The following is a 17,135-nucleotide window of genomic DNA, read 5'->3' on the forward strand; positions in this document are numbered from 1 at the left end:
AGCGAAACGAAGAGACGAGCATCTGGAGGCGCTGGATCGTCACGAGCGGCAGTCTCTTTAAAATATCGAGCAAGTGAAGAAATAGCTGCGCCGTTGCGAGTGCATCGCTATCTGCTTGATGGGGATTATCGTGCTCGATTTCCAGCTCAGACGCCAGTTCTCCGAGTCTGTAGCTATTTTGCATCGGCAAAAGAACGCGGGATAGCTCCACAGTATCAAGCACGTAGCCGTCAAACGCATAATAGCCCTGGCTCAGCAGGGCTTCTTGTAAAAATTGGAGATCAAAGCTTGCATTATGCGCAACAAAAGCTCGTCCGTCCAATAAACGCAAGAAATCTGGAAACACTTCTTCCAAGGAAGGAGCATCTGCAACCATCTCATTGGTAATCCCTGTTAATTGGGTAATAAACGGTGGAATATCCTGGCCCGGATGAATCAGGGTGGAAAAACTCTCGGTAATCTGCCCGTCATCGATTGCGACGGCACCAATCTGAATGATGCTGTCACCTTGGCGTGGATGGCTTCCCGTCGTTTCAAAATCTACAACTAGTAATCGATTCAAACGTTGTCACCTCGTAACCTGGGCGGAAACATTCAATCCGCACCCATTCACATTCGGCAACGATGGGAAATATTCCTGCTCTCCTGTACATTTAAGGCTGTACGAGCTCGGTTTGCATTTCTGATTGACCGAGCTTGCTTGCACACAATTGTAGATAGATGGGGATTTCCCATAACTGGTCTGCGAATGGCAATGCCCGTTGAAAATATTGTTCAGCTAGGCGCCAATTTTCTTCCACAACTGCGATTCTTCCCAGATGAAAATACCCTAACGAACGTACATATGGCTCAGCGTCTTCCAGGAAATACTTTGCCAACCGTTTTGCTTCTTGTGTATCCCCCAGCTTTTCGTATGCGGAAATCATCCCGGATTGTCCGAGGCGATTGTCTCGGTTTTTCTCCAGCATGATCCGAAACGCTTTGATTGCTTCCTCTACCCTTCCGTCAAATAACAGCATCCATCCATAACTAAAAAGAAAGTCGTCATTTTCGGGTGCAAGACTGATCGCTTTTTTGACGAGCGTTAATGCGCGCTTCGTACCCGCAATGAGCCACGTATTCCAGGCCAAACCATGCCACGTCCACCCATCTTTTGGCGAACGCTCCGTCAAAAAATGATAGCAAATTTGTGCCCGGTGGTAATTACCCACTGTTTCGTATAAGGAGGCCATTTCCTGAAGAGTATCGCTGTCCAAATCGCGTGTCGGCAGTTGCAAGCCTTTCGGTGGACTCCATTCTACCGTCTGGTCCATCGTATGCAGTAATTTGGCAGCACGCAGCCATAGCATCTGCGCTTCCCAATCGTGCTCGTTTTTTTCTAGATACGGCTCCAATTCGTCCAAAGCTTCCTGTGCGTCGCCATCTCTTAAATAGCATAGCGCGAGGTTATATTTGGCTTCTTCCTGTTCTGGCTTGATCTCGAGAGACGTCTTAAAAGCTTGGGTCGCCTCTAGCCATTGCTCCTCTTCTGCCAATATGCACCCGATGGCATTAAAGCTGATAGCCACAATGGTAGGTGAGCTTGCAGTCCTGCCGAGAAGACGGAATTCCCGAAAAGCTAATTCGTTCTCCTCACACAAAAGGAGACTGTAGGCGTAATACAGGCGTCCACTTTCCCAGTCTGGCGATTTTTGGACTAATTCTGCAAAACACTTTTTCGCGTCTTGGAACATGCGTAAATGATAAAAGCCTTCTCCACGGCGAAAAATCGGCTCGTATGGATTCGTTTCAACGGCTTTTGGTGATTCTGAATTCACCTTCGATTGATGCGTCTTTTTTTCTTCCGCTGGAAGCTGTCCTTCCATTTCCTTGATGTTACGAATTGCATTCGATAATTTTTCTTCGAATTGCAGCCACAGGTCTACGACTGTATCACTTACTTGGCGCAATTGAAACAATTGTTCCGCGAGCTGAAGACGTTCTTGTTCAGAAGCCCCCTGCCACTTCTCTTCAATCGTCTGCGCTTTGTTACGAAGCGTATGAAACCAGTCCTCGATTTTCACAAGAAAAGCCACCCCCTATGAGGCATGAGTACTTTCATTGTCTCACAAGGCAGGTGGCTCTATGCAGGAACGGACAAATCGCTTACAGAATCGTCGCGTGTACTTCTTCTGCGATCAATTCTTTGATCTGATTTTTTTCATCCATGATGGCGACACGGGGCTTGTAGGTTCTTGCCTCTTCATCTGTCATCATCGCATAGGCAATAATAATGACGATATCGCCCTCTTGCACGAGACGTGCAGCTGCTCCGTTCAAGCAAATGACACCACTGCCTGGAGCACCTTCGATGACGTATGTTTCCAGACGAGCTCCGTTGTTGTTATTAACGATCTGTACTTTTTCATTTGGCAAAATATCCAGTGCATCCAACAAATTTTTGTCGATGGTAATACTGCCAACATAGTTCAAGTTTGCTTCAGTTACTGTTGCGCGATGGATTTTTGCTTTCATCATGGTGCGGAACACTAAAAATTCCTCCCTTATCTCTACTTGATTGATGTTATCGTATTGTCGATCAGACGTGTTTTGCCAAAACGAACAGCTAGCGCAATGAGGATCGTCTGACCTGCCATTTTCTGCTCGACTGGTGTAAGTTCTGGGTAGCTCAAAATTTCCACATAATCAATATCAGCCAAGGGCTTTTCGGAAATCATTTGCATGATACGATCCTTGATCGCAGAAAGGGCCATACCCTCACCTAGCCATGCTTCTGCTTGCTTCAGGCTCTGTGATAGCACGAGTGCTTGTGCTCGCTCATCCGCTGACAAGTATACATTCCGAGAGCTCAGGGCAAGACCATCCGCTTCGCGGACAATCGGACATGGAATGATTTGCACGGGCATCGACAAGTCGTGAACCATTTGCGTCACAACAGCTACCTGCTGGGCATCCTTTTGTCCAAAAAAGGCGTAATCGGGCTGGACAATTTGAAACAATTTATTGACGACAGTCGATACGCCATCAAAATGACCCGGACGAGAGGCTCCACACAATGGAGTCGTCACATTTGCCACTGAAATGTTGGTCAACATCGGTTTCGGATACATCTCGCTGACTTCCGGAGTAAACAGGAGGTCCACACCCGCTTCTTCCGCCATTTTGCTATCCCGTTCAATATCGCGCGGATAACGTTCAAAGTCTTCATTTGGTCCAAATTGCAGCGGGTTTACGAAAATGCTCATCACAACCAAATCACACACTTCACGGGCAGCTTTCACCAAGCTGAGATGTCCTTCATGCAGAAAGCCCATGGTCGGTACCATCCCGATCGTTTTGCCTTGCCGATGTGCTTCTTTTATATGAACGCGCATCTCTGCGATTGTGGAGACTTGCTGCATCATTGTTTGCATCATGACTACTTCACTCCTCCCCCGTACAATTCCTTGATAGTTTCTTCAGAGGCATGAAAGACATGCTCTGGCCCCGGGAAGCTTCTTGCTTCAACTTCTTTGTTATAAGTCTCCACTGCTTCTCGGATTGTTTCACCGATGTTTGCGTAGCGCTTCACGAATTTCGGTGTGATATCCGATGCGTAGCCGACCATATCATGGAACACCAGCACTTGCCCATCACAAGTCGCACCCGCTCCGATTCCGATCACAGCAATGTCCAGCTTGTCTGCAATCATGCCTGCGACCTCCTCCGGAACACATTCCAGCACAATGGCGAATGCACCCGCTTCTTGAATAGCAAGGGCTTCGTCCAACAATTTTTTGGCTGCCTCCAGATCTCTTCCTTGTACTTTGTAACCGCCTAATTGATGTACCGATTGCGGAGTAAGTCCAATATGTCCAACGACAGGGATGCCTGCTTGTACACAGCGTGTAATGATTGGGGCCAGTTCACGGCCTCCTTCCATTTTGACCGCCTTGGCCAGCCCTTCTTGCATTAGTCTGCCCGCGTTTTTCACCGCTTCCTCAACTGTTCCGTGATAGCTGAGAAAAGGCAGGTCCGCCACGACAAAGGCACGCTTGGCTCCTCTCGTTACTGCTTTCGTATGGTGTAGCATGTCCTCCATCGTAACAGGGATGGTGGAATCATAACCGAGTACGACCATTCCCAATGAATCACCGACCAGAATCATATCAGCGCCAGCTTCATCCACTAATTTGGCTGACGGATAGTCATAGGCGGTCACCATAGTAATCGGAGTTCCCATTTCTTTTTTCTTGCGGATACTCGAAGTCGTAATTGGTCTGTCGTTTTGTGCCATTTTTCATTGCTCCTCTTTCGCTTCAAGCCCGTGGATCGTGTGAGGAATAAAAAAACCTTCTCGCGTCAATCGGGAGAAGGTTGTCCATGTCAAAAAGACATTTTGCGTTAGCGGATTCCTTCTGTCTCGGTCCACACAGGCTCTGAGCAGATTTTTGTCCTTACACGTATTAATTTAAGATTACACGATAGATACAAAAATACTCCGGGAGTACCGTTCACGAGGTGATACAGCCTCCAAATTGGAGTATAGCAAATGATTTAATCATTTGCACGATAATTGACATCAGCCGAATAAACTTTGTGGATCTGTCCCTCCTGATCCTCTACCTTGAGTACACCTTCCTCATCCAAACCAACGGCACGACCTTCAAGCTGTTGTGAAATCGTTTGGAGGGTCACCCATTTACCAATGGTGTATGAATGATTCTCCCACTCTTGTTTTACACGCTCGAAGCCGGCCTGCAAATAGTGGTCGTACTCTTCTTCAAAAATTCGGCAGAGGCGCTGGATAAGCGAAACACGCTTAAGTGGCTCACCAGATTCAATTCGAAGCGAAGTCACAATCTGTGCCAGTTCAGGTGGGAAATCAGACTCGACACTATTGGCATTGAGTCCTATTCCGATTACTAAATAATTGACCCGATCAGATTCAGCATTAAGTTCTGTCAAAATCCCGCATACTTTTTTGTCACCGATAAAAATATCGTTCGGCCATTTGATTTTGACAGGCAACCCAGTCTCTTCCCGGATCGTTTTCGCTACAGCAACAGCCGTTAGTAACGTCATCTGAGGTGTCTTCGGTAACGGAATCGAAGGACGGATGATCAAGCTCATCCAGATCCCCGTTCCTTTCGGAGAATGCCATGGACGGCCGAGTCTGCCTTTCCCGCCTGTTTGCAGCTCTGCCAGCACAATCGTGCCTTCTACTGCCCCTTTTGCCGCAGCCTCGTGTGCAAGTGGTTGTGTAGATACCACCTCATCGTAAGCGATGACATTTTGACCGATCCGATTCGTTTCCAGTCCAGCCATGATTTCTGCTGCTGACAAGCGATCAGGGGCAACCAGCAGGCGATACCCCGATTTGCGCACCGCTTCCACCTCATAACCATCCCGGCGCAGCTCTTCAATATGTTTCCAAACCGCCGTCCTAGAGCAACCACATGTTTGGCTTAATTCTTCACCAGAGATGAAACTGCCTGGCTGATCACGGAATGCTTGAAGAATGACTTGCTTAATGTTCATCTTGTGCAACCTCTTTCTTTGCAACTTCGACGAGTGCTTCTGGTGTATTTGGTAAACCGTGCAGAGCCGTTTGTCTAAGCAACGATTCCAAGACGCGGACAATCCATTCGCCTGGCTTTTTCTGAGTGGCTACTTGCAGGTCAAGCCCCGTGATTGCCAAATCCTTGATGGTTTTGACAGGCATGTTTTCGTATTGATCGAGGAGTGCTTGCATCGAAAACGACTGCCTCTCCTTCCACCAACACGCTTGCAACAAGAGGAAAAACTCGTTACACGTGTCCCACCCGACTTCAAGCAGCAGTGGCCCCCACTCGATCGCTTGAGGGGCATCCCATTGCGGCTGATATCGCATCAGAAGTTCAACCATGCAACAAATTGCTTCTGTTTCGCGTTTGGACATTTTGAGGAATTGGCATACTTTACGCGATTGCACAGGTGAATATTTCGCCGCAAACAATAGCAACGACCATTTTTGCGTCACGGTTTGCAAATGATGCAGCCGCCAGACATGCTCATTTGAGAGGACGAACAGTTTTTCTACCTCGGGGGCATAAGCCATGAGCCTCGTTTCATTCAACAACTGACAACCTACCTCTGGGGCTTTACTGTCGAGCGTTTTATTCAGCTCTTCCCTGATGCGCTCCACAGCAATATGAGCTAACAAAGGCGCAGTCTGTTTCATCGCAAGCATGGTCTGTTCTTCTATCGCAAAACCTAACTGGGAAGCAAAGCGCACACCTCGTAAAAGCCGAAGGGCATCCTCCTGAAATCTCTCTAGCGGAATGCCTACAGCCCGAACCAGCCGATGCTCCATATCCTCTCGACCACCGAACGGGTCATGCAATACTTGATGACGATCCATCGCCATTGCGTTCATCGTAAAATCTCGTCGCTCCAGATCGAGCCGAAGTTCTGAAACGAACTGAACCTCAGCGGGTCGACGGTAATCTTCATATTTTCCTTCCGTCCGAAACGTGGTTACTTCGAACATTTGCCCCTCGACTTTTACAGACACAGTACCGTGTTTCAGACCAGTCGGGACATGATCGGGAAACAATCGGATGACGTCGCCGGGATGGGCATTCGTACATATATCTATATCATGAACAGGTCGTTGTAAAAGCCAATCGCGGACGCAACCACCCACATAGTAAGCTTCGAAGCCATGTTCCTCCAATTTGTCGAGAACACGCTTTGCCAATTCTATCGCCAATCCAATTCCCCCCTTTCTGGTTTGCTCCGCCTGATCTACACAAGGAGGCGTTTTTCATGAGAGTTTTATATGGATTGTTTATTTTTATATCCAAGGTACATCAGCTAGCCAAAAGCTCCATCTTACGTTCAAAAGCTTAGGTTTCCTTCGGTTTTGCTTGCCAGCAAGTTGGTGTAAAGTGCTTCATACTGAGAGGCAATCGTTTCGTGACAAAACGTTTTGCAGGATCGCTCGATGCTATTCGCGGAGAATTCGCGGTATAGCTCTTCGTTTTGCAAGAGACGAATTGTTTCTTTCGCCATACCTTCCACGTCCCCAATTGGGCGCAAGAAACCGTTCACACCATCCAGGACAACTTCGGGCAAGCCTCCTGCCACTGTAGCGACGACAGGCACACCGCAAGCCATTGCTTCCAATGCGACGAGACCGAAGCTCTCCTTTTCTGATGGAAGCAGCATGATGTCTGCCATCGACAATACCTCTGCGACGTCTTCCTGCTTGCCGAGGAAGCAAACATCGTCGTTCAGACCGAGCTCAGCGATCATCTTGCGGACCAGCCCCATTTCGGGACCTTCTCCAATGAGAATCAGTCTGGAAGGCACTTCTTCACGTACGCGCGAAAATATTTCAATCACATCCGGCACACGTTTGACCGGACGGAAATTAGAAATGTGCATAAGAATTTTTTCACCATTCGGTGCAAATACCTTTTTCAGCTTCGCAACCTCTTTCGGGTAGTAACGCCGCTTGTCTACGAAGTTGTACACAGGGACAATTTCTTTTTCTGTATGCAGCAGCTCTTTCGTCTGCCTGATCAAATCATTAGACACCGCTGTGACCAAATCGCTTCGCTCAATGCCGAAGCGGATCATATCACTCAAGTTCGAGTCATAGCCCAGAACAGTAATATCCGTCCCGTGCAAGGTGGTCACAATTTTCAAATGATCCCCTACCATTTGCTTGGCGAGGAACGCACACAACGCATGTGGCACAGCATAATGCACATGTAATAAGTCCAGGTTTTCATTTTTCGCCACTTGCGCCATTCGGTTCGCCAAGGTCAAATCATAGGGTGGATATTTAAAAACATCATAGTTGTTCACTTCTACTTCATGATAAAAAATGTTTGGGTGAAACGCGCCCAAGCGAAATGGCATTCCACCTGTAATGAAATGGACTTGATGTCCTCGCTCAGCCAATAGCTTGCCAAGCTCCGTAGCTACTACGCCCGATCCGCCCAATGACGGATAGCAAGTAATCCCGATCTTCATACAGTGTCACTCCTTCTCACAAGCTCTTTAATACATACGGAGCTGCACTGACAAATCCTTCTGCGTAAGCTACACCAGCCTGCTGACCAAACAGTCGCTCTCGATACTCGACAGACTCCAGATATCCGTTGGTAAGCGGTGTTTGAACGCTGCCTTCTTCTAGTTCAAACTGACTGCGGTAGCAACGCAGCGCCTCCATTTTTTGCGGATAAACAGCAGTGATATCCACGACAACCTGAGGCGTGACAGTGGAATTAATAAAATAGTAAAGGAATTGCGATGGTCGATAGGCAGGCACAGAAGGCTCTGGCAAATACTTGCGGATGCCCGCATTAAACACCGCCTCTCGAACGATGCCACTTACACTTTCGTGATCTGGATGACGATCCGCGTAATAAGGTGCAAGCACAATGGCTGGACGAGTTTCGCGAATGAGCTTTACGACACGTTCAATCGCACTTTCCCTGACAGCTTCCAAGCCGCGATCAGGTAGGCCAAAATTATAGCGAGCAGCCACTCCCATCACCTGGTCAGCTCTAGTCGCTTCTTGCTGCCTTCTTTCAACCGTTCCATTCGAAGACAATTCGGCATAGGTCAAGTCGAGAATCCCCACGCGCTTCCCCTGTTTAGCTGCCAAGATCAGGCTGCCTGCCGCACCGATCTCAACATCGTCAGGATGAGCGCCGATTGCCAAAATATCGAGTGAACTCATGCTTCATTCTCCTCATGCACCACTTCGCGCCAATCTAGTTGTCCCAGCTCCAAAGCCTTCAGCATGATTTCTGCCGAACCGAGATTGGTCGCAAACGGTATTTTGTGCACATCACATAGTCGAAGCAGTGCGATAATATCAGGCTCATGTGGTTGAGAGGTAAGCGGATCACGCAAAAAGATAATCAAATCCATCTCATTGCGGGCGATCATCGCACCGATTTGTTGATCGCCTCCTAATGGCCCTGACAGAAATCGGGTTAGGGACAGCGACGTAGCTTCCATGATTCGCGACCCAGTTGTTCCTGTGGCATACAGGTCATGCTTTGCCAAAATGGATTCATAGGCCATAGCTAGATGCACAATCTGTTCTTTCATTCGATCATGGGCAATCAATGCAATTTTCAAGAAAACCTCTCCCTTTATGGCTGGGTATCGTGTATGTTAATCAAACGTTTAATCAATCAAATGTTCCAATCCGTAAATCAATCCGTTCATATTCATTACGGCTTTAATGGCCATATTCACACCTGGCATGAAAGATTCCCGGTTAATCGAATCATGGCGAATCGACAGCGTTTGGCCTGTTGCACCAAACAAAACCTCCTGATGAGCAACCATGCCTGGCAGACGGACACTGTGAATTCGGAAGCCTTCGTAATCTGCTCCGCGAGCGCCTGGAATCGTTTCTACCTCTTCAGGGTGCCCTTGCTTGAGCTCTTCCCGAACGGCTGCAATCATCTCCGCCGTCTTCAAAGCGGTTCCGCTTGGCGCATCCAGCTTGCGGTCATGATGCAGCTCGATAATTTCCACATGCGGCATATATTTTGCTGCCATTGCGGAAAACTTCATACATAGAATCGCGCCGATCGCAAAATTCGGCGCAATGATGGCACCCAGTCCCGCTTCTTTATAGCGCTCAGTCATCTCTTGTAGTTGCTCTGTTGTCAGCCCCGTTGTTCCGACGACTGGTCTTACACCACGAGCTAAACACAGCTCCATATGACGATAAACCGTATGCGGTGTCGTAAAGTCTACCAGAACATCCGGCTTCATTTCGTCCAGTTGTTGATTGATTTCTTCTTCACTCACGCGCGTATCCAGATTGCCTGTAAAAACGAGTGCGGAATCCTGCGCCAGCATTTTCACTACTTCTTGCCCCATCCGACCATTTGCGCCTGCAACTGCTACACGAATTTGTTTAGTCATGCTTGCTCGTTCTCCTCTATTCTCGTCCAGCGATCTTTATCGCGAGTATTAAACTTGTGCATAATACGATCAAACGCTTCCTGCAAATCAATTCCGAGTGAGTTTGCGAAACAAATCACGATGAAGAGTACGTCTCCCAGCTCTTCCTCTACTGTTTTTTCGCCTTCATCCTTTTTCTTCGGTTTTTCTCCATAAAAATGGTTAATCTCTCTGGCTAATTCTCCTACTTCTTCTGTCATTCTAGCCAGCATCGAAAGCGGAGAAAAATATCCTTCTTTAAATTGCGCTATGTATTGATCAACTTCTTGCTGCATCTCTTGCATTGTCTTTTGCCGTTCCATCCGCCCACTCCTTTTTCACATTCTTCTCTCTGTCACCTATCGTACTAAAAAAGGCTTCGTTTGCCAAATCACAATACTTCGTCTTTCCAGCATATGGACAATCAAACGAGCGTTCATTTATAATGGCTTTCGGATAGCCCTCAGGTAACACAAGTATTACCTGCACATCACGTCCGGGGGGAAGCCTGTTTCCTGATCCGGCGAACAGGAGGATATATGAAAATTCGTCTTGACAGTATCATTGCCATTATCATCGGTTCTGCCATTATGGGATTTGGTATTAACGCGTTCAACATTCCCAACCATCTAGCTGAGGGCGGTATTACTGGTATCAGCATTTTGATCAAGCTGTTAGTTCCTGTTGTCGATCAGGGAATCGTCTTCTTTGTCCTGAACATACCGTTATTTTTCTTGGGCTGGAAAATTCTTGGACGAACTTCTTTTTTCTACACGATTTTGGGAACGGTTTCTCTCTCCGTCTTTTTATCCTTATTTGATGGTGTGCTTCCGCTGCCGATGAAAGATCGCTTGCTTGCTTCTCTGTATGCCGGGGTAGCGGTTGGTGTCGGTTTAGGGATTATTTTCCGATACGGCGGGACGACCGGCGGTGTGGACATCATTGCCAGACTGCTTCAGAAATACATGGGTATCAGTATGGGAAGGACGTTGTTTTTTGGAGACATCTTGGTCATTGGGGCGTCCCTCGTCTATTTGAATCTGGAAAGCGCTATGTATACCCTCGTCGTCGTCTTTATTGCAGCACGTGTCATCGACTTTTTCCAAGATGGTGCTTATGCAGGAAAAGCATTGACGATCATTTCCAACGAAGCAGATAGCATCGCCAAGCAAATTCTCGATGTAGGCCGTGGCGTGACACTCTTAGCCGGTAAAGGTGCCTACTCTGGCGATGAAAAGAAAGTCATCTATGTCGTTGTCAGCCGAAACGAAGTCATGCGTTTTAAAACCATTGTGCAAGAAATTGATCCGCATGCTTTTGTCATCGTAAATGATGTGCATGAAGTTCTCGGAGAAGGCTTCACCCTTGATGAAAACAAGAAGCCGCTTCACGATTAGCACGAAGCTGCACAACAAAACCCCTTGCCTTGTTATACAGGCAAGGGGTTTTTGTGTCTATTACGTCGAACGGATTTCTCCATCATATTTCTTCCACGCCACATAAGACAAGGCCATGATCAAAGCAATCGAAATCGATGCGAGAATGACAATAGGTGAATCTGGCCGCATCATTAGACGAGCAAATGTACTCTTTTCTTCTCCCACAAAAGCCACTTGAAAAGAGCTGTTCAGTTCTCGCAACGCCTCTCGTACCAACTGCCAATCTACCTGGCTGTTTCGCATCTCTTTGGATATGATATCGTACGCCACCGTAATCGAGGACATTTGCCCCTCTGGAAGCTGAATACTCATTCCAGGTTTAATCGCCAAAAATAATCGGTAATTTTCATCGAACTGTTCGCGAAACTGGCTAAAATTCCGCTCAACAGCCGTTAGCTGCAGGTTTTGAACCTGTGTGACGAGCGAAGGATAGTAGCTACGCCACATCGGCTGGTGATCATGCGTCAGTGCGTCTATGGCGATACGGACCCGCGTGGCATGCCACAGCAATTGCTGTTCACTTGCGTTTGCGGAAGCAAAGCTTTGCTTGGCTGCCAGTATGGACTGTGTCACTGCATTCAGACTCTCAATTCGGATCGGATTGGGCAAATGCTGGTTCGGGAATCGTTCTGCGAGCTGTACAATGCGCTGTTCTGCCCCTTCAAGATCTCCCTTTTTTGCATACGTCAGTAACTCATGCGCAATTTGGTCCAATGCTGCCAATTGCTTTTCTTCTATCGGTTGATTCAGCTTCGAATACAAATTATGAATGGGCCACGACAAGAACAACCCGATCATGAGAAAGAATGATAAAAACCGGATGTTTTTCTTCAACGCAAATAACCTCCTTCCCTAGTACAGCCTATGGAAAGGAGGACAAGATTAGACCTTATTTGTCGTATACTTCATATTCACCCACCAGATCACCGAGATCGAGATCAGACTGAGAAGAACCGTAAACAATCCAACGAAGCCCTCATATGGATCCAGTACACTCGGCAGCCACGGATGGATGTCCATGACGTAATCGAGAAAATCATTATTCAGTGTCCACAGCGCAGCGATTCCCACCGGCAGAAGACTTAGCTTGTAAAAACGCGCATATAAAACAGATTCCACAGCCATGCCGCTGTGGGAAATGATCAGCATCACGTCTGTCCAACGCACTTCATTGCCCATCAACCAACCAGCCACGATAATGCAAACGGCCCAGACACCATACTTAAAATTGGTGATGCCAGCCAAAGCTTCCAGTACAGGAATGTGGCGACCCAACAAATAGGTAAGGAGTACAAGCGAAAAAAGTCCGCTACCTGTCGGGCTGTCCGGGACAAAAGGAATTAAATATGCTGGTGTCTCAGCCAATTGGTTACCATACCAGATAAATCCATATATGGTTCCCAAAAAGTTGACGAAGAACAGCGTCCAAAGAAACCACCTTTTGCCCAAAGATTGCCGAAACCACTCCCATATCCAGATCATCTATAATCGTCTCCCGCTGTGTACGCCGCTAACGAAAAAGCTGACCGCATTACCAGCCAGCTTTTCCCCTATTAGCTTATTTCAAGCCAGCCATGTATTCAGCTAGCTTTGCGATTTCTGCATCATCTTTGATCATACCGCCTGGCATTGCGCCTTTACCGTTCTTGATGACATCAGTAATCTTGGCTGCATCCAAAGTTGCACCGATTTTCTGGAGGTTTGGACCCATGCCACCCTCCATGTTTTTACCATGGCATCCCATACAGCTTGTTTGCGCTTTCCAAAGCGCATCTGCTGTAAAGCTGGTGTCAGCCGGAGCAGGTGCAGTTGCACTAGATCCTTGTTTGCCACCAGTTCCTTTCCCTTTATCTGGGTGAGCTAGATGATATTCATGGTTCGCTGCCCAAGTCAGGTAGAAAATACCAACGAGCGCAGTCAGCATCAAACCTGTAGCAACTGGACGTTTGCTAGGACGACGCTCTTTGCTGGTATCCAACCAAGGCGCCAACATCAGTGCACCAAATGCGATACCTGGTACGACAACGGTACCGAGTACGACCCAATCCCCTGCAGCCCAAGGATATTTCAGCATTTGATACAGGAACAAGAAGTACCAGTCTGGCAACGGAATGAATGAAGTATCATTCGGGTTTGCTTTGTCAGTTAACGGCGACGGATGTGAAACCGTTAACACAAGGAAACCAACCAAGCAAACGGCTGCCACCATCCACTCTTTCAACAGGAAGTTTGGCCAAAACGGCTCGTTTTTACCTGGAAAGTCGGAGTAGGATGGAGAAATGTTTGGAATACGCTTCGCCGATACTCGGGAATCTCCGACGAAGGTAGCATCTTTATCTTGTTTTGCCATGCTATTTCCTCCTTTTTTCGAAGACCGATTATAGTGGACCCGAGATACCTTGCGAACGGATCATAACAAAGTGAGCTCCCAACAGACCAAGCAGTGCGCCTGGGAGGAAGAACACGTGAATCGCGAAGAAACGGGTAAGGGTTTGTGCCCCTAGAATGTCTCCGCCTGTGAGCAAAGTTTTCACATATGGTCCGATGAAAGGTACAGAGTCAGCGATCTGCACACCTACTTTGGTCGCAAAGTATGCGGTGTTATCCCAAGGCAAGAGATAACCTGTGAAACCGAGGCCCAGCATAACGAAGAAAATCAGTACGCCGACTACCCAGTTCAATTCACGCGGCTTTTTGTATGCACCTGTAAAGAATACACGCAGAGTATGTAGGAACATCATCACGATTACCAAGCTGGCACCCCAGTGATGCATACCGCGTACGATTACCCCGAACGCTACTTCGTTCTGGAGGTACTTAACGGATTCGTAAGCATTGATAACGTCTGGTACATAGTACATCGTCAAGAACATACCAGACAAGATTTGAATAACGGTAATAAAGAACGTAAGTCCACCAAAGCAGTAAACAAAAGCTGAAAAATGATGTGCCGGGTTCACGTGCTCAGGTACTTCGTGGTCAGCCAAGTCACGCCACATCGGAGTGATGTTTAAGCGCTCGTCGACCCAATCATACATTTTTTGCATCATTTTAGCCGTTCACCCCCGGACGAGGATTTGCTTTTACTTTACCTAAATACAATTTTCCATCTTTGACTTCTGTCTCATACTCATCAAGAGAAGCCGTCGGTGGCGTTCCCAAAATGTGCTCGCCATTGATCGAATAACGACCCATGTGGCATGGACAGAAGTACTCATTTGGTTGTCCTGGGCCAGTTCCCCAGTCAACCGTACACCCTAAGTGCTTACAGATCGGGGACAGAGCAAGAATCTCACCCTTGTCGTTCTTGGTAACCCATGCAGTAAGTGTAGATTCTGATTCATACCAACCGTCCTTGGTATGGACTTTGAATTCTACGCGTTTTGGCACGGCACTAAACTCATCCGGACTGCCGACAGCTACTTTATCTCCACCTGCATGTCCTTGCAGAAGGGGGTCTACCGCAAAACGAATCATTGGGGTGATCATTCCCGCAGCAAGGAATCCGCCAGTTCCCATCAGGGCGTAGTTCAAAAATGTACGCCTGGAAATTTCGCGTTTGTCTCCCATATCTTTTTTCCCTCCTTATCCTGTAAAATAGCGCTACGATGGCATTTTCATACATATACACTAGGTCAATCCCAATCATAGCTAACGCCTATAAAGATGTCAAGAATGTCCAGTGGACATGTCTTTACCCAAACGATGTGTGACAGGATATTGTTGCCAGATTGTCAAATTTAAGACCTTGCCCCACCCATTTTTCTGTAGTATTACCGGAAAACGCTTTCTCTATTGCGTCTCTTTTCTATGTCAAAATGACTATCCCTGCCCGTTTTGCCACAGCTTGATGACCTCTTTGTACAGCACATCCACAGTCACTTCAAAACGCAAAGAAGATTCCAGGTCTTCATCCCCTACCAATAAGGTCAGCACACCTTCTTCCGCTCGCTCCTTTAATTGAATCTGTTCTCCGCGAAAATGAAGCAGTACTTTATAGGGGAATTCCGCCGGCGTTCGTTGATCTAGCTGCGCTTCTCCGATTTGATAGCTTAACGGAAATAGCAGCACGCGTCCCTTGAGTCGCTGCTCAATCCCGGCCGCTACATTTAATAAGTAGTTCATGCGTACAACATGCTCTTCTACTTTTCTGTCCGAGTTGTACAAATAAAGAGGGAGCAGCGCGGTATCCACAAAGGACCGCAACTCCTCCCAGTTTTCAAAATCATTCAAGTTCCACTGCATAGAGCCGTCTCCTCATTTCCTTGTTCATTTCTGGAAATAAGCGTACCATGAATGGTTGGAGACTCGCAATAACGCAGACGATTATGTATTTAGGCTTGCTCGTAAGCCATGATTTCTTTTAATTCGTCTGTTAAGCGCAAAAACAGCTCTTTGTTTTTTGATGCAAGTGCCTCATCAATCTCCTGGATTAACGTGCGCTTGCGGTATTGACGCATTTGCTCGTCGATCACCATTTCAGATAACAAACCGGAAACCATTTGATTGTTCGTTCCGTACGCGTTGGAATAGAAATTCGGCCACTCCATACCCATCCCTCACTTCAATAAAATAGTCGTTTCGGTAAAACCATTGTATTTTCGAAGCCAAGTCTGGCTCGCATACGTTGCGGTATATAACCACTGCCCCTGTTCGTCTTGGCCGACGCGCAACAATCCTAGATGTACCATCATTTTGCATACCCGATTCACCAATATATCTGTAGGCGAATCGTAGTAAAACTCTTTCATCCAATGGAGCAGCGTGTCCATCAGCGATTGCTGACTTACCCAGCCACCCGACGCAATCAACGGAATGAGCTGAACTAGCATCGGCAAGTTCGGGACAGCCCGTTTGTACAGCCTCATCCAGAAGCGAATGACATCATGGTACAATTGATCGTTATACGGTTGCTCCAGTCGCTCCCTCCCTGCATCCGTTACTGCTACCTTGCCGTCCACTTCTACAATCCATCGGTGATAGTAGCAGAAATCGTAGAGCAAGGAAAAACGGTCAGGGTATAAATCAAAATGCAGACCGTACCCAAAGCGCCATTTTTGCGGCAATAGCGGCTCTTCTTTTACGTACAAAAATTGAAAAAGCTGCTGCTGGTGACGTTTGTACATGCCACCTTCTGCGGTGAGCGGTACTGGCTCCTGCTGAAGAAATTGTAAAAATTGCATGATATCATCGCATAGTGCTGTTCCTTCATCCCTGTAAGCTTGCGGACCGGGATGAAGCAGTGCGTTTGACTCACGCCACTTTGTCAGCCACGCTTGCAAGTACGGCTCACGGATATCCAGCGGAATTTGATACTGCCCTACGGTTTTACTTTTCGCCGGAAAAATCCATCCTCGCTTCATTGCAGCTGCGACAAACTTCCGTCCTTCCTCCTGCTTTTTTTCCTTTTCACACTCCAGTGCCACCCCGGCTTTCGCCAACAAATCCTCAAGCGACATGACCGTTCGCTTGTCCAGGAACAATTGGAGCAAAAAATGGGTTTCTGCACTGCTCAGCTGCTCAACTTCTTGAGAGATTGTCAACCTGTGCCTCAAGCTAGACAACAGCGACGTAATCAATTCGTTTTTGGAATGAGGGTTGCATTCGCATCCGTAATGGTTGGCAATCTGATGGAGCTGCCGGATATCGGTGTACACCAAGATCTCAGCCAAGTTCATCTGTGCATCCCTTCTTTACGATGGCTTACTTGTCTCTCATTCTTGCCAAAATGCGGAAAAATAAACAGGAAGCCAC

20 protein-coding genes and 2 pseudogenes are annotated in these 17,135 nt (G+C 47.4%); 1 reads left to right on the top strand and 21 read right to left on the bottom strand.

The window, feature by feature from the left end; genetic code table 11:
• The 12 genes from HP568_RS14640 to HP568_RS14695 all read right to left on the bottom strand — a co-directional run.
• Positions 1 to 562: exonuclease domain-containing protein (locus HP568_RS14640; protein ID WP_173629460.1), on the bottom strand; the 562-nt coding region annotated here is incomplete at its 3' end.
• Positions 563 to 653: 91 nt separating this feature from the next.
• Positions 654 to 2,063, bottom strand: coding sequence for a tetratricopeptide repeat protein (locus tag HP568_RS14645; protein WP_048032669.1), 1,410 nt, complete (start codon positions 2,061 to 2,063; stop codon positions 654 to 656).
• An 82-nt stretch (positions 2,064 to 2,145) separates the two neighbouring features.
• Complete coding sequence (gene panD / locus HP568_RS14650) at positions 2,146 to 2,529, bottom strand: aspartate 1-decarboxylase (protein WP_007723146.1); 384 nt, start codon at positions 2,527 to 2,529, stop codon at positions 2,146 to 2,148.
• A 20-nt stretch (positions 2,530 to 2,549) separates the two neighbouring features.
• Complete coding sequence (gene panC / locus HP568_RS14655) at positions 2,550 to 3,416, bottom strand: pantoate--beta-alanine ligase (RefSeq protein WP_217366597.1); 867 nt, start codon at positions 3,414 to 3,416, stop codon at positions 2,550 to 2,552.
• A gap of 2 nt (positions 3,417 to 3,418) precedes the next feature.
• On the bottom strand, positions 3,419 to 4,276 hold the full coding sequence (gene panB, locus HP568_RS14660; protein ID WP_173629461.1) for a 3-methyl-2-oxobutanoate hydroxymethyltransferase: 858 nt from the start codon (positions 4,274 to 4,276) through the stop codon (positions 3,419 to 3,421).
• 260 nt (positions 4,277 to 4,536) lie between these two features.
• Positions 4,537 to 5,520 carry a biotin--[acetyl-CoA-carboxylase] ligase gene (locus HP568_RS14665; RefSeq protein ID WP_173629462.1) on the bottom strand — a complete coding sequence of 328 codons (984 nt, stop codon included), beginning with the start codon at positions 5,518 to 5,520 and terminating at the stop codon, positions 4,537 to 4,539.
• Complete coding sequence (locus tag HP568_RS14670) at positions 5,510 to 6,733, bottom strand: CCA tRNA nucleotidyltransferase (protein WP_173629463.1); 1,224 nt, start codon at positions 6,731 to 6,733, stop codon at positions 5,510 to 5,512. The genes HP568_RS14665 and HP568_RS14670 overlap by 11 nt, the downstream gene beginning before the upstream one ends.
• Before the next feature lie 128 nt (positions 6,734 to 6,861).
• The gene (bshA, locus tag HP568_RS14675; protein ID WP_173629464.1) at positions 6,862 to 8,004 is read right to left on the bottom strand and encodes an N-acetyl-alpha-D-glucosaminyl L-malate synthase BshA; all 1,143 of its coding nucleotides are present in this window, start codon (positions 8,002 to 8,004) and stop codon (positions 6,862 to 6,864) included.
• A gap of 16 nt (positions 8,005 to 8,020) precedes the next feature.
• Positions 8,021 to 8,716, bottom strand: a complete 696-nt coding sequence (bshB1, locus tag HP568_RS14680; RefSeq protein WP_173629465.1) for a bacillithiol biosynthesis deacetylase BshB1 — start codon at positions 8,714 to 8,716, stop codon at positions 8,021 to 8,023.
• Positions 8,713 to 9,123 (bottom strand): methylglyoxal synthase, encoded by a 411-nt coding sequence (locus HP568_RS14685; RefSeq protein WP_048032662.1) that lies wholly within the window; start codon positions 9,121 to 9,123, stop codon positions 8,713 to 8,715. Before HP568_RS14685 ends, bshB1 begins: the two co-directional genes overlap by 4 nt.
• A 48-nt stretch (positions 9,124 to 9,171) precedes the next feature.
• On the bottom strand, positions 9,172 to 9,924 hold the full coding sequence (gene dapB, locus HP568_RS14690; RefSeq protein WP_048032661.1) for a 4-hydroxy-tetrahydrodipicolinate reductase: 753 nt from the start codon (positions 9,922 to 9,924) through the stop codon (positions 9,172 to 9,174).
• Positions 9,921 to 10,265, bottom strand: a complete 345-nt coding sequence (locus tag HP568_RS14695; RefSeq protein ID WP_173629466.1) for a nucleotide pyrophosphohydrolase — start codon at positions 10,263 to 10,265, stop codon at positions 9,921 to 9,923. The genes dapB and HP568_RS14695 overlap by 4 nt, the downstream gene beginning before the upstream one ends.
• 216 nt (positions 10,266 to 10,481) lie before the next feature.
• Here HP568_RS14695 and HP568_RS14700 point away from each other — a divergent pair, with 216 nt between their 5' ends.
• Complete coding sequence (locus tag HP568_RS14700; protein ID WP_048032659.1) at positions 10,482 to 11,339, top strand: YitT family protein; 858 nt, start codon at positions 10,482 to 10,484, stop codon at positions 11,337 to 11,339.
• 60 nt (positions 11,340 to 11,399) lie between these two features.
• Here the strand turns inward: HP568_RS14700 and HP568_RS14705 are convergent, their stop codons facing one another.
• The 9 genes and pseudogenes from HP568_RS14705 to HP568_RS14740 form a co-directional block, all read right to left on the bottom strand.
• Positions 11,400 to 12,215 carry a sporulation protein YpjB gene (locus HP568_RS14705; protein ID WP_048032658.1) on the bottom strand — a complete coding sequence of 272 codons (816 nt, stop codon included), beginning with the start codon at positions 12,213 to 12,215 and terminating at the stop codon, positions 11,400 to 11,402.
• A 48-nt stretch (positions 12,216 to 12,263) separates the two neighbouring features.
• Positions 12,264 to 12,863 carry a DUF1405 domain-containing protein gene (locus HP568_RS14710; protein ID WP_173629467.1) on the bottom strand — a complete coding sequence of 200 codons (600 nt, stop codon included), beginning with the start codon at positions 12,861 to 12,863 and terminating at the stop codon, positions 12,264 to 12,266.
• Between the two features lie 79 nt (positions 12,864 to 12,942).
• Positions 12,943 to 13,284 (bottom strand): annotated as a pseudogene (locus HP568_RS30340) (c-type cytochrome); the annotation flags it as partial.
• Positions 13,267 to 13,731: pseudogene (locus tag HP568_RS30345) on the bottom strand (menaquinol-cytochrome c reductase cytochrome b/c subunit); the annotation flags it as partial. The pseudogenes HP568_RS30340 and HP568_RS30345, both read right to left, overlap by 18 nt.
• Positions 13,732 to 13,759: 28 nt before the next feature.
• Positions 13,760 to 14,431 (bottom strand): menaquinol-cytochrome c reductase cytochrome b subunit, encoded by a 672-nt coding sequence (qcrB, locus tag HP568_RS14720; protein WP_012686173.1) that lies wholly within the window; start codon positions 14,429 to 14,431, stop codon positions 13,760 to 13,762.
• A 1-nt stretch (position 14,432) separates the two neighbouring features.
• Positions 14,433 to 14,951, bottom strand: a complete 519-nt coding sequence (locus tag HP568_RS14725; RefSeq protein WP_007716590.1) for a Rieske (2Fe-2S) protein — start codon at positions 14,949 to 14,951, stop codon at positions 14,433 to 14,435.
• 252 nt (positions 14,952 to 15,203) lie between these two features.
• A complete protein-coding gene (locus HP568_RS14730) occupies positions 15,204 to 15,626 on the bottom strand; it encodes a DUF2487 family protein (protein ID WP_173629468.1) in 423 nt (140 codons plus the stop codon).
• 89 nt (positions 15,627 to 15,715) lie between these two features.
• Positions 15,716 to 15,931, bottom strand: a complete 216-nt coding sequence (locus tag HP568_RS14735) for an IDEAL domain-containing protein (protein WP_007716588.1) — start codon at positions 15,929 to 15,931, stop codon at positions 15,716 to 15,718.
• 9 nt (positions 15,932 to 15,940) lie between these two features.
• Entirely contained in the window at positions 15,941 to 17,059 is a 1,119-nt protein-coding gene (locus HP568_RS14740; protein ID WP_173629469.1) for a hypothetical protein, read from the bottom strand.
• Positions 17,060 to 17,135 lie beyond the last annotated feature (76 nt).

It is taken from the genome of Brevibacillus sp. MS2.2, assembly GCF_013284345.1.
In the GTDB taxonomy this organism is placed as follows: domain Bacteria; phylum Bacillota; class Bacilli; order Brevibacillales; family Brevibacillaceae; genus Brevibacillus; species Brevibacillus brevis_C.

Coding starts and splice junctions, on each gene's coding strand:
- qcrB (WP_012686173.1), bottom strand. CDS start 14,431: ATGATGCAAAAAATGTATGATTGGGTCGACGAGCGCTTAAACATCACT.
- HP568_RS14740 (WP_173629469.1), bottom strand. CDS start 17,059: ATGAACTTGGCTGAGATCTTGGTGTACACCGATATCCGGCAGCTCCAT.
- HP568_RS14710 (WP_173629467.1), bottom strand. CDS start 12,863: ATGATCTGGATATGGGAGTGGTTTCGGCAATCTTTGGGCAAAAGGTGG.
- HP568_RS14730 (WP_173629468.1), bottom strand. CDS start 15,626: ATGCAGTGGAACTTGAATGATTTTGAAAACTGGGAGGAGTTGCGGTCC.
- dapB (WP_048032661.1), bottom strand. CDS start 9,924: ATGACTAAACAAATTCGTGTAGCAGTTGCAGGCGCAAATGGTCGGATG.
- bshA (WP_173629464.1), bottom strand. CDS start 8,004: ATGAAGATCGGGATTACTTGCTATCCGTCATTGGGCGGATCGGGCGTA.
- HP568_RS14700 (WP_048032659.1), top strand. CDS start 10,482: ATGAAAATTCGTCTTGACAGTATCATTGCCATTATCATCGGTTCTGCC.
- HP568_RS14695 (WP_173629466.1), bottom strand. CDS start 10,265: ATGGAACGGCAAAAGACAATGCAAGAGATGCAGCAAGAAGTTGATCAA.
- bshB1 (WP_173629465.1), bottom strand. CDS start 8,716: ATGAGTTCACTCGATATTTTGGCAATCGGCGCTCATCCTGACGATGTT.
- HP568_RS14665 (WP_173629462.1), bottom strand. CDS start 5,520: ATGAACATTAAGCAAGTCATTCTTCAAGCATTCCGTGATCAGCCAGGC.
- HP568_RS14725 (WP_007716590.1), bottom strand. CDS start 14,951: ATGGGAGACAAACGCGAAATTTCCAGGCGTACATTTTTGAACTACGCC.
- panB (WP_173629461.1), bottom strand. CDS start 4,276: ATGGCACAAAACGACAGACCAATTACGACTTCGAGTATCCGCAAGAAA.
- HP568_RS14735 (WP_007716588.1), bottom strand. CDS start 15,931: ATGGAGTGGCCGAATTTCTATTCCAACGCGTACGGAACGAACAATCAA.
- panC (WP_217366597.1), bottom strand. CDS start 3,416: ATGATGCAAACAATGATGCAGCAAGTCTCCACAATCGCAGAGATGCGC.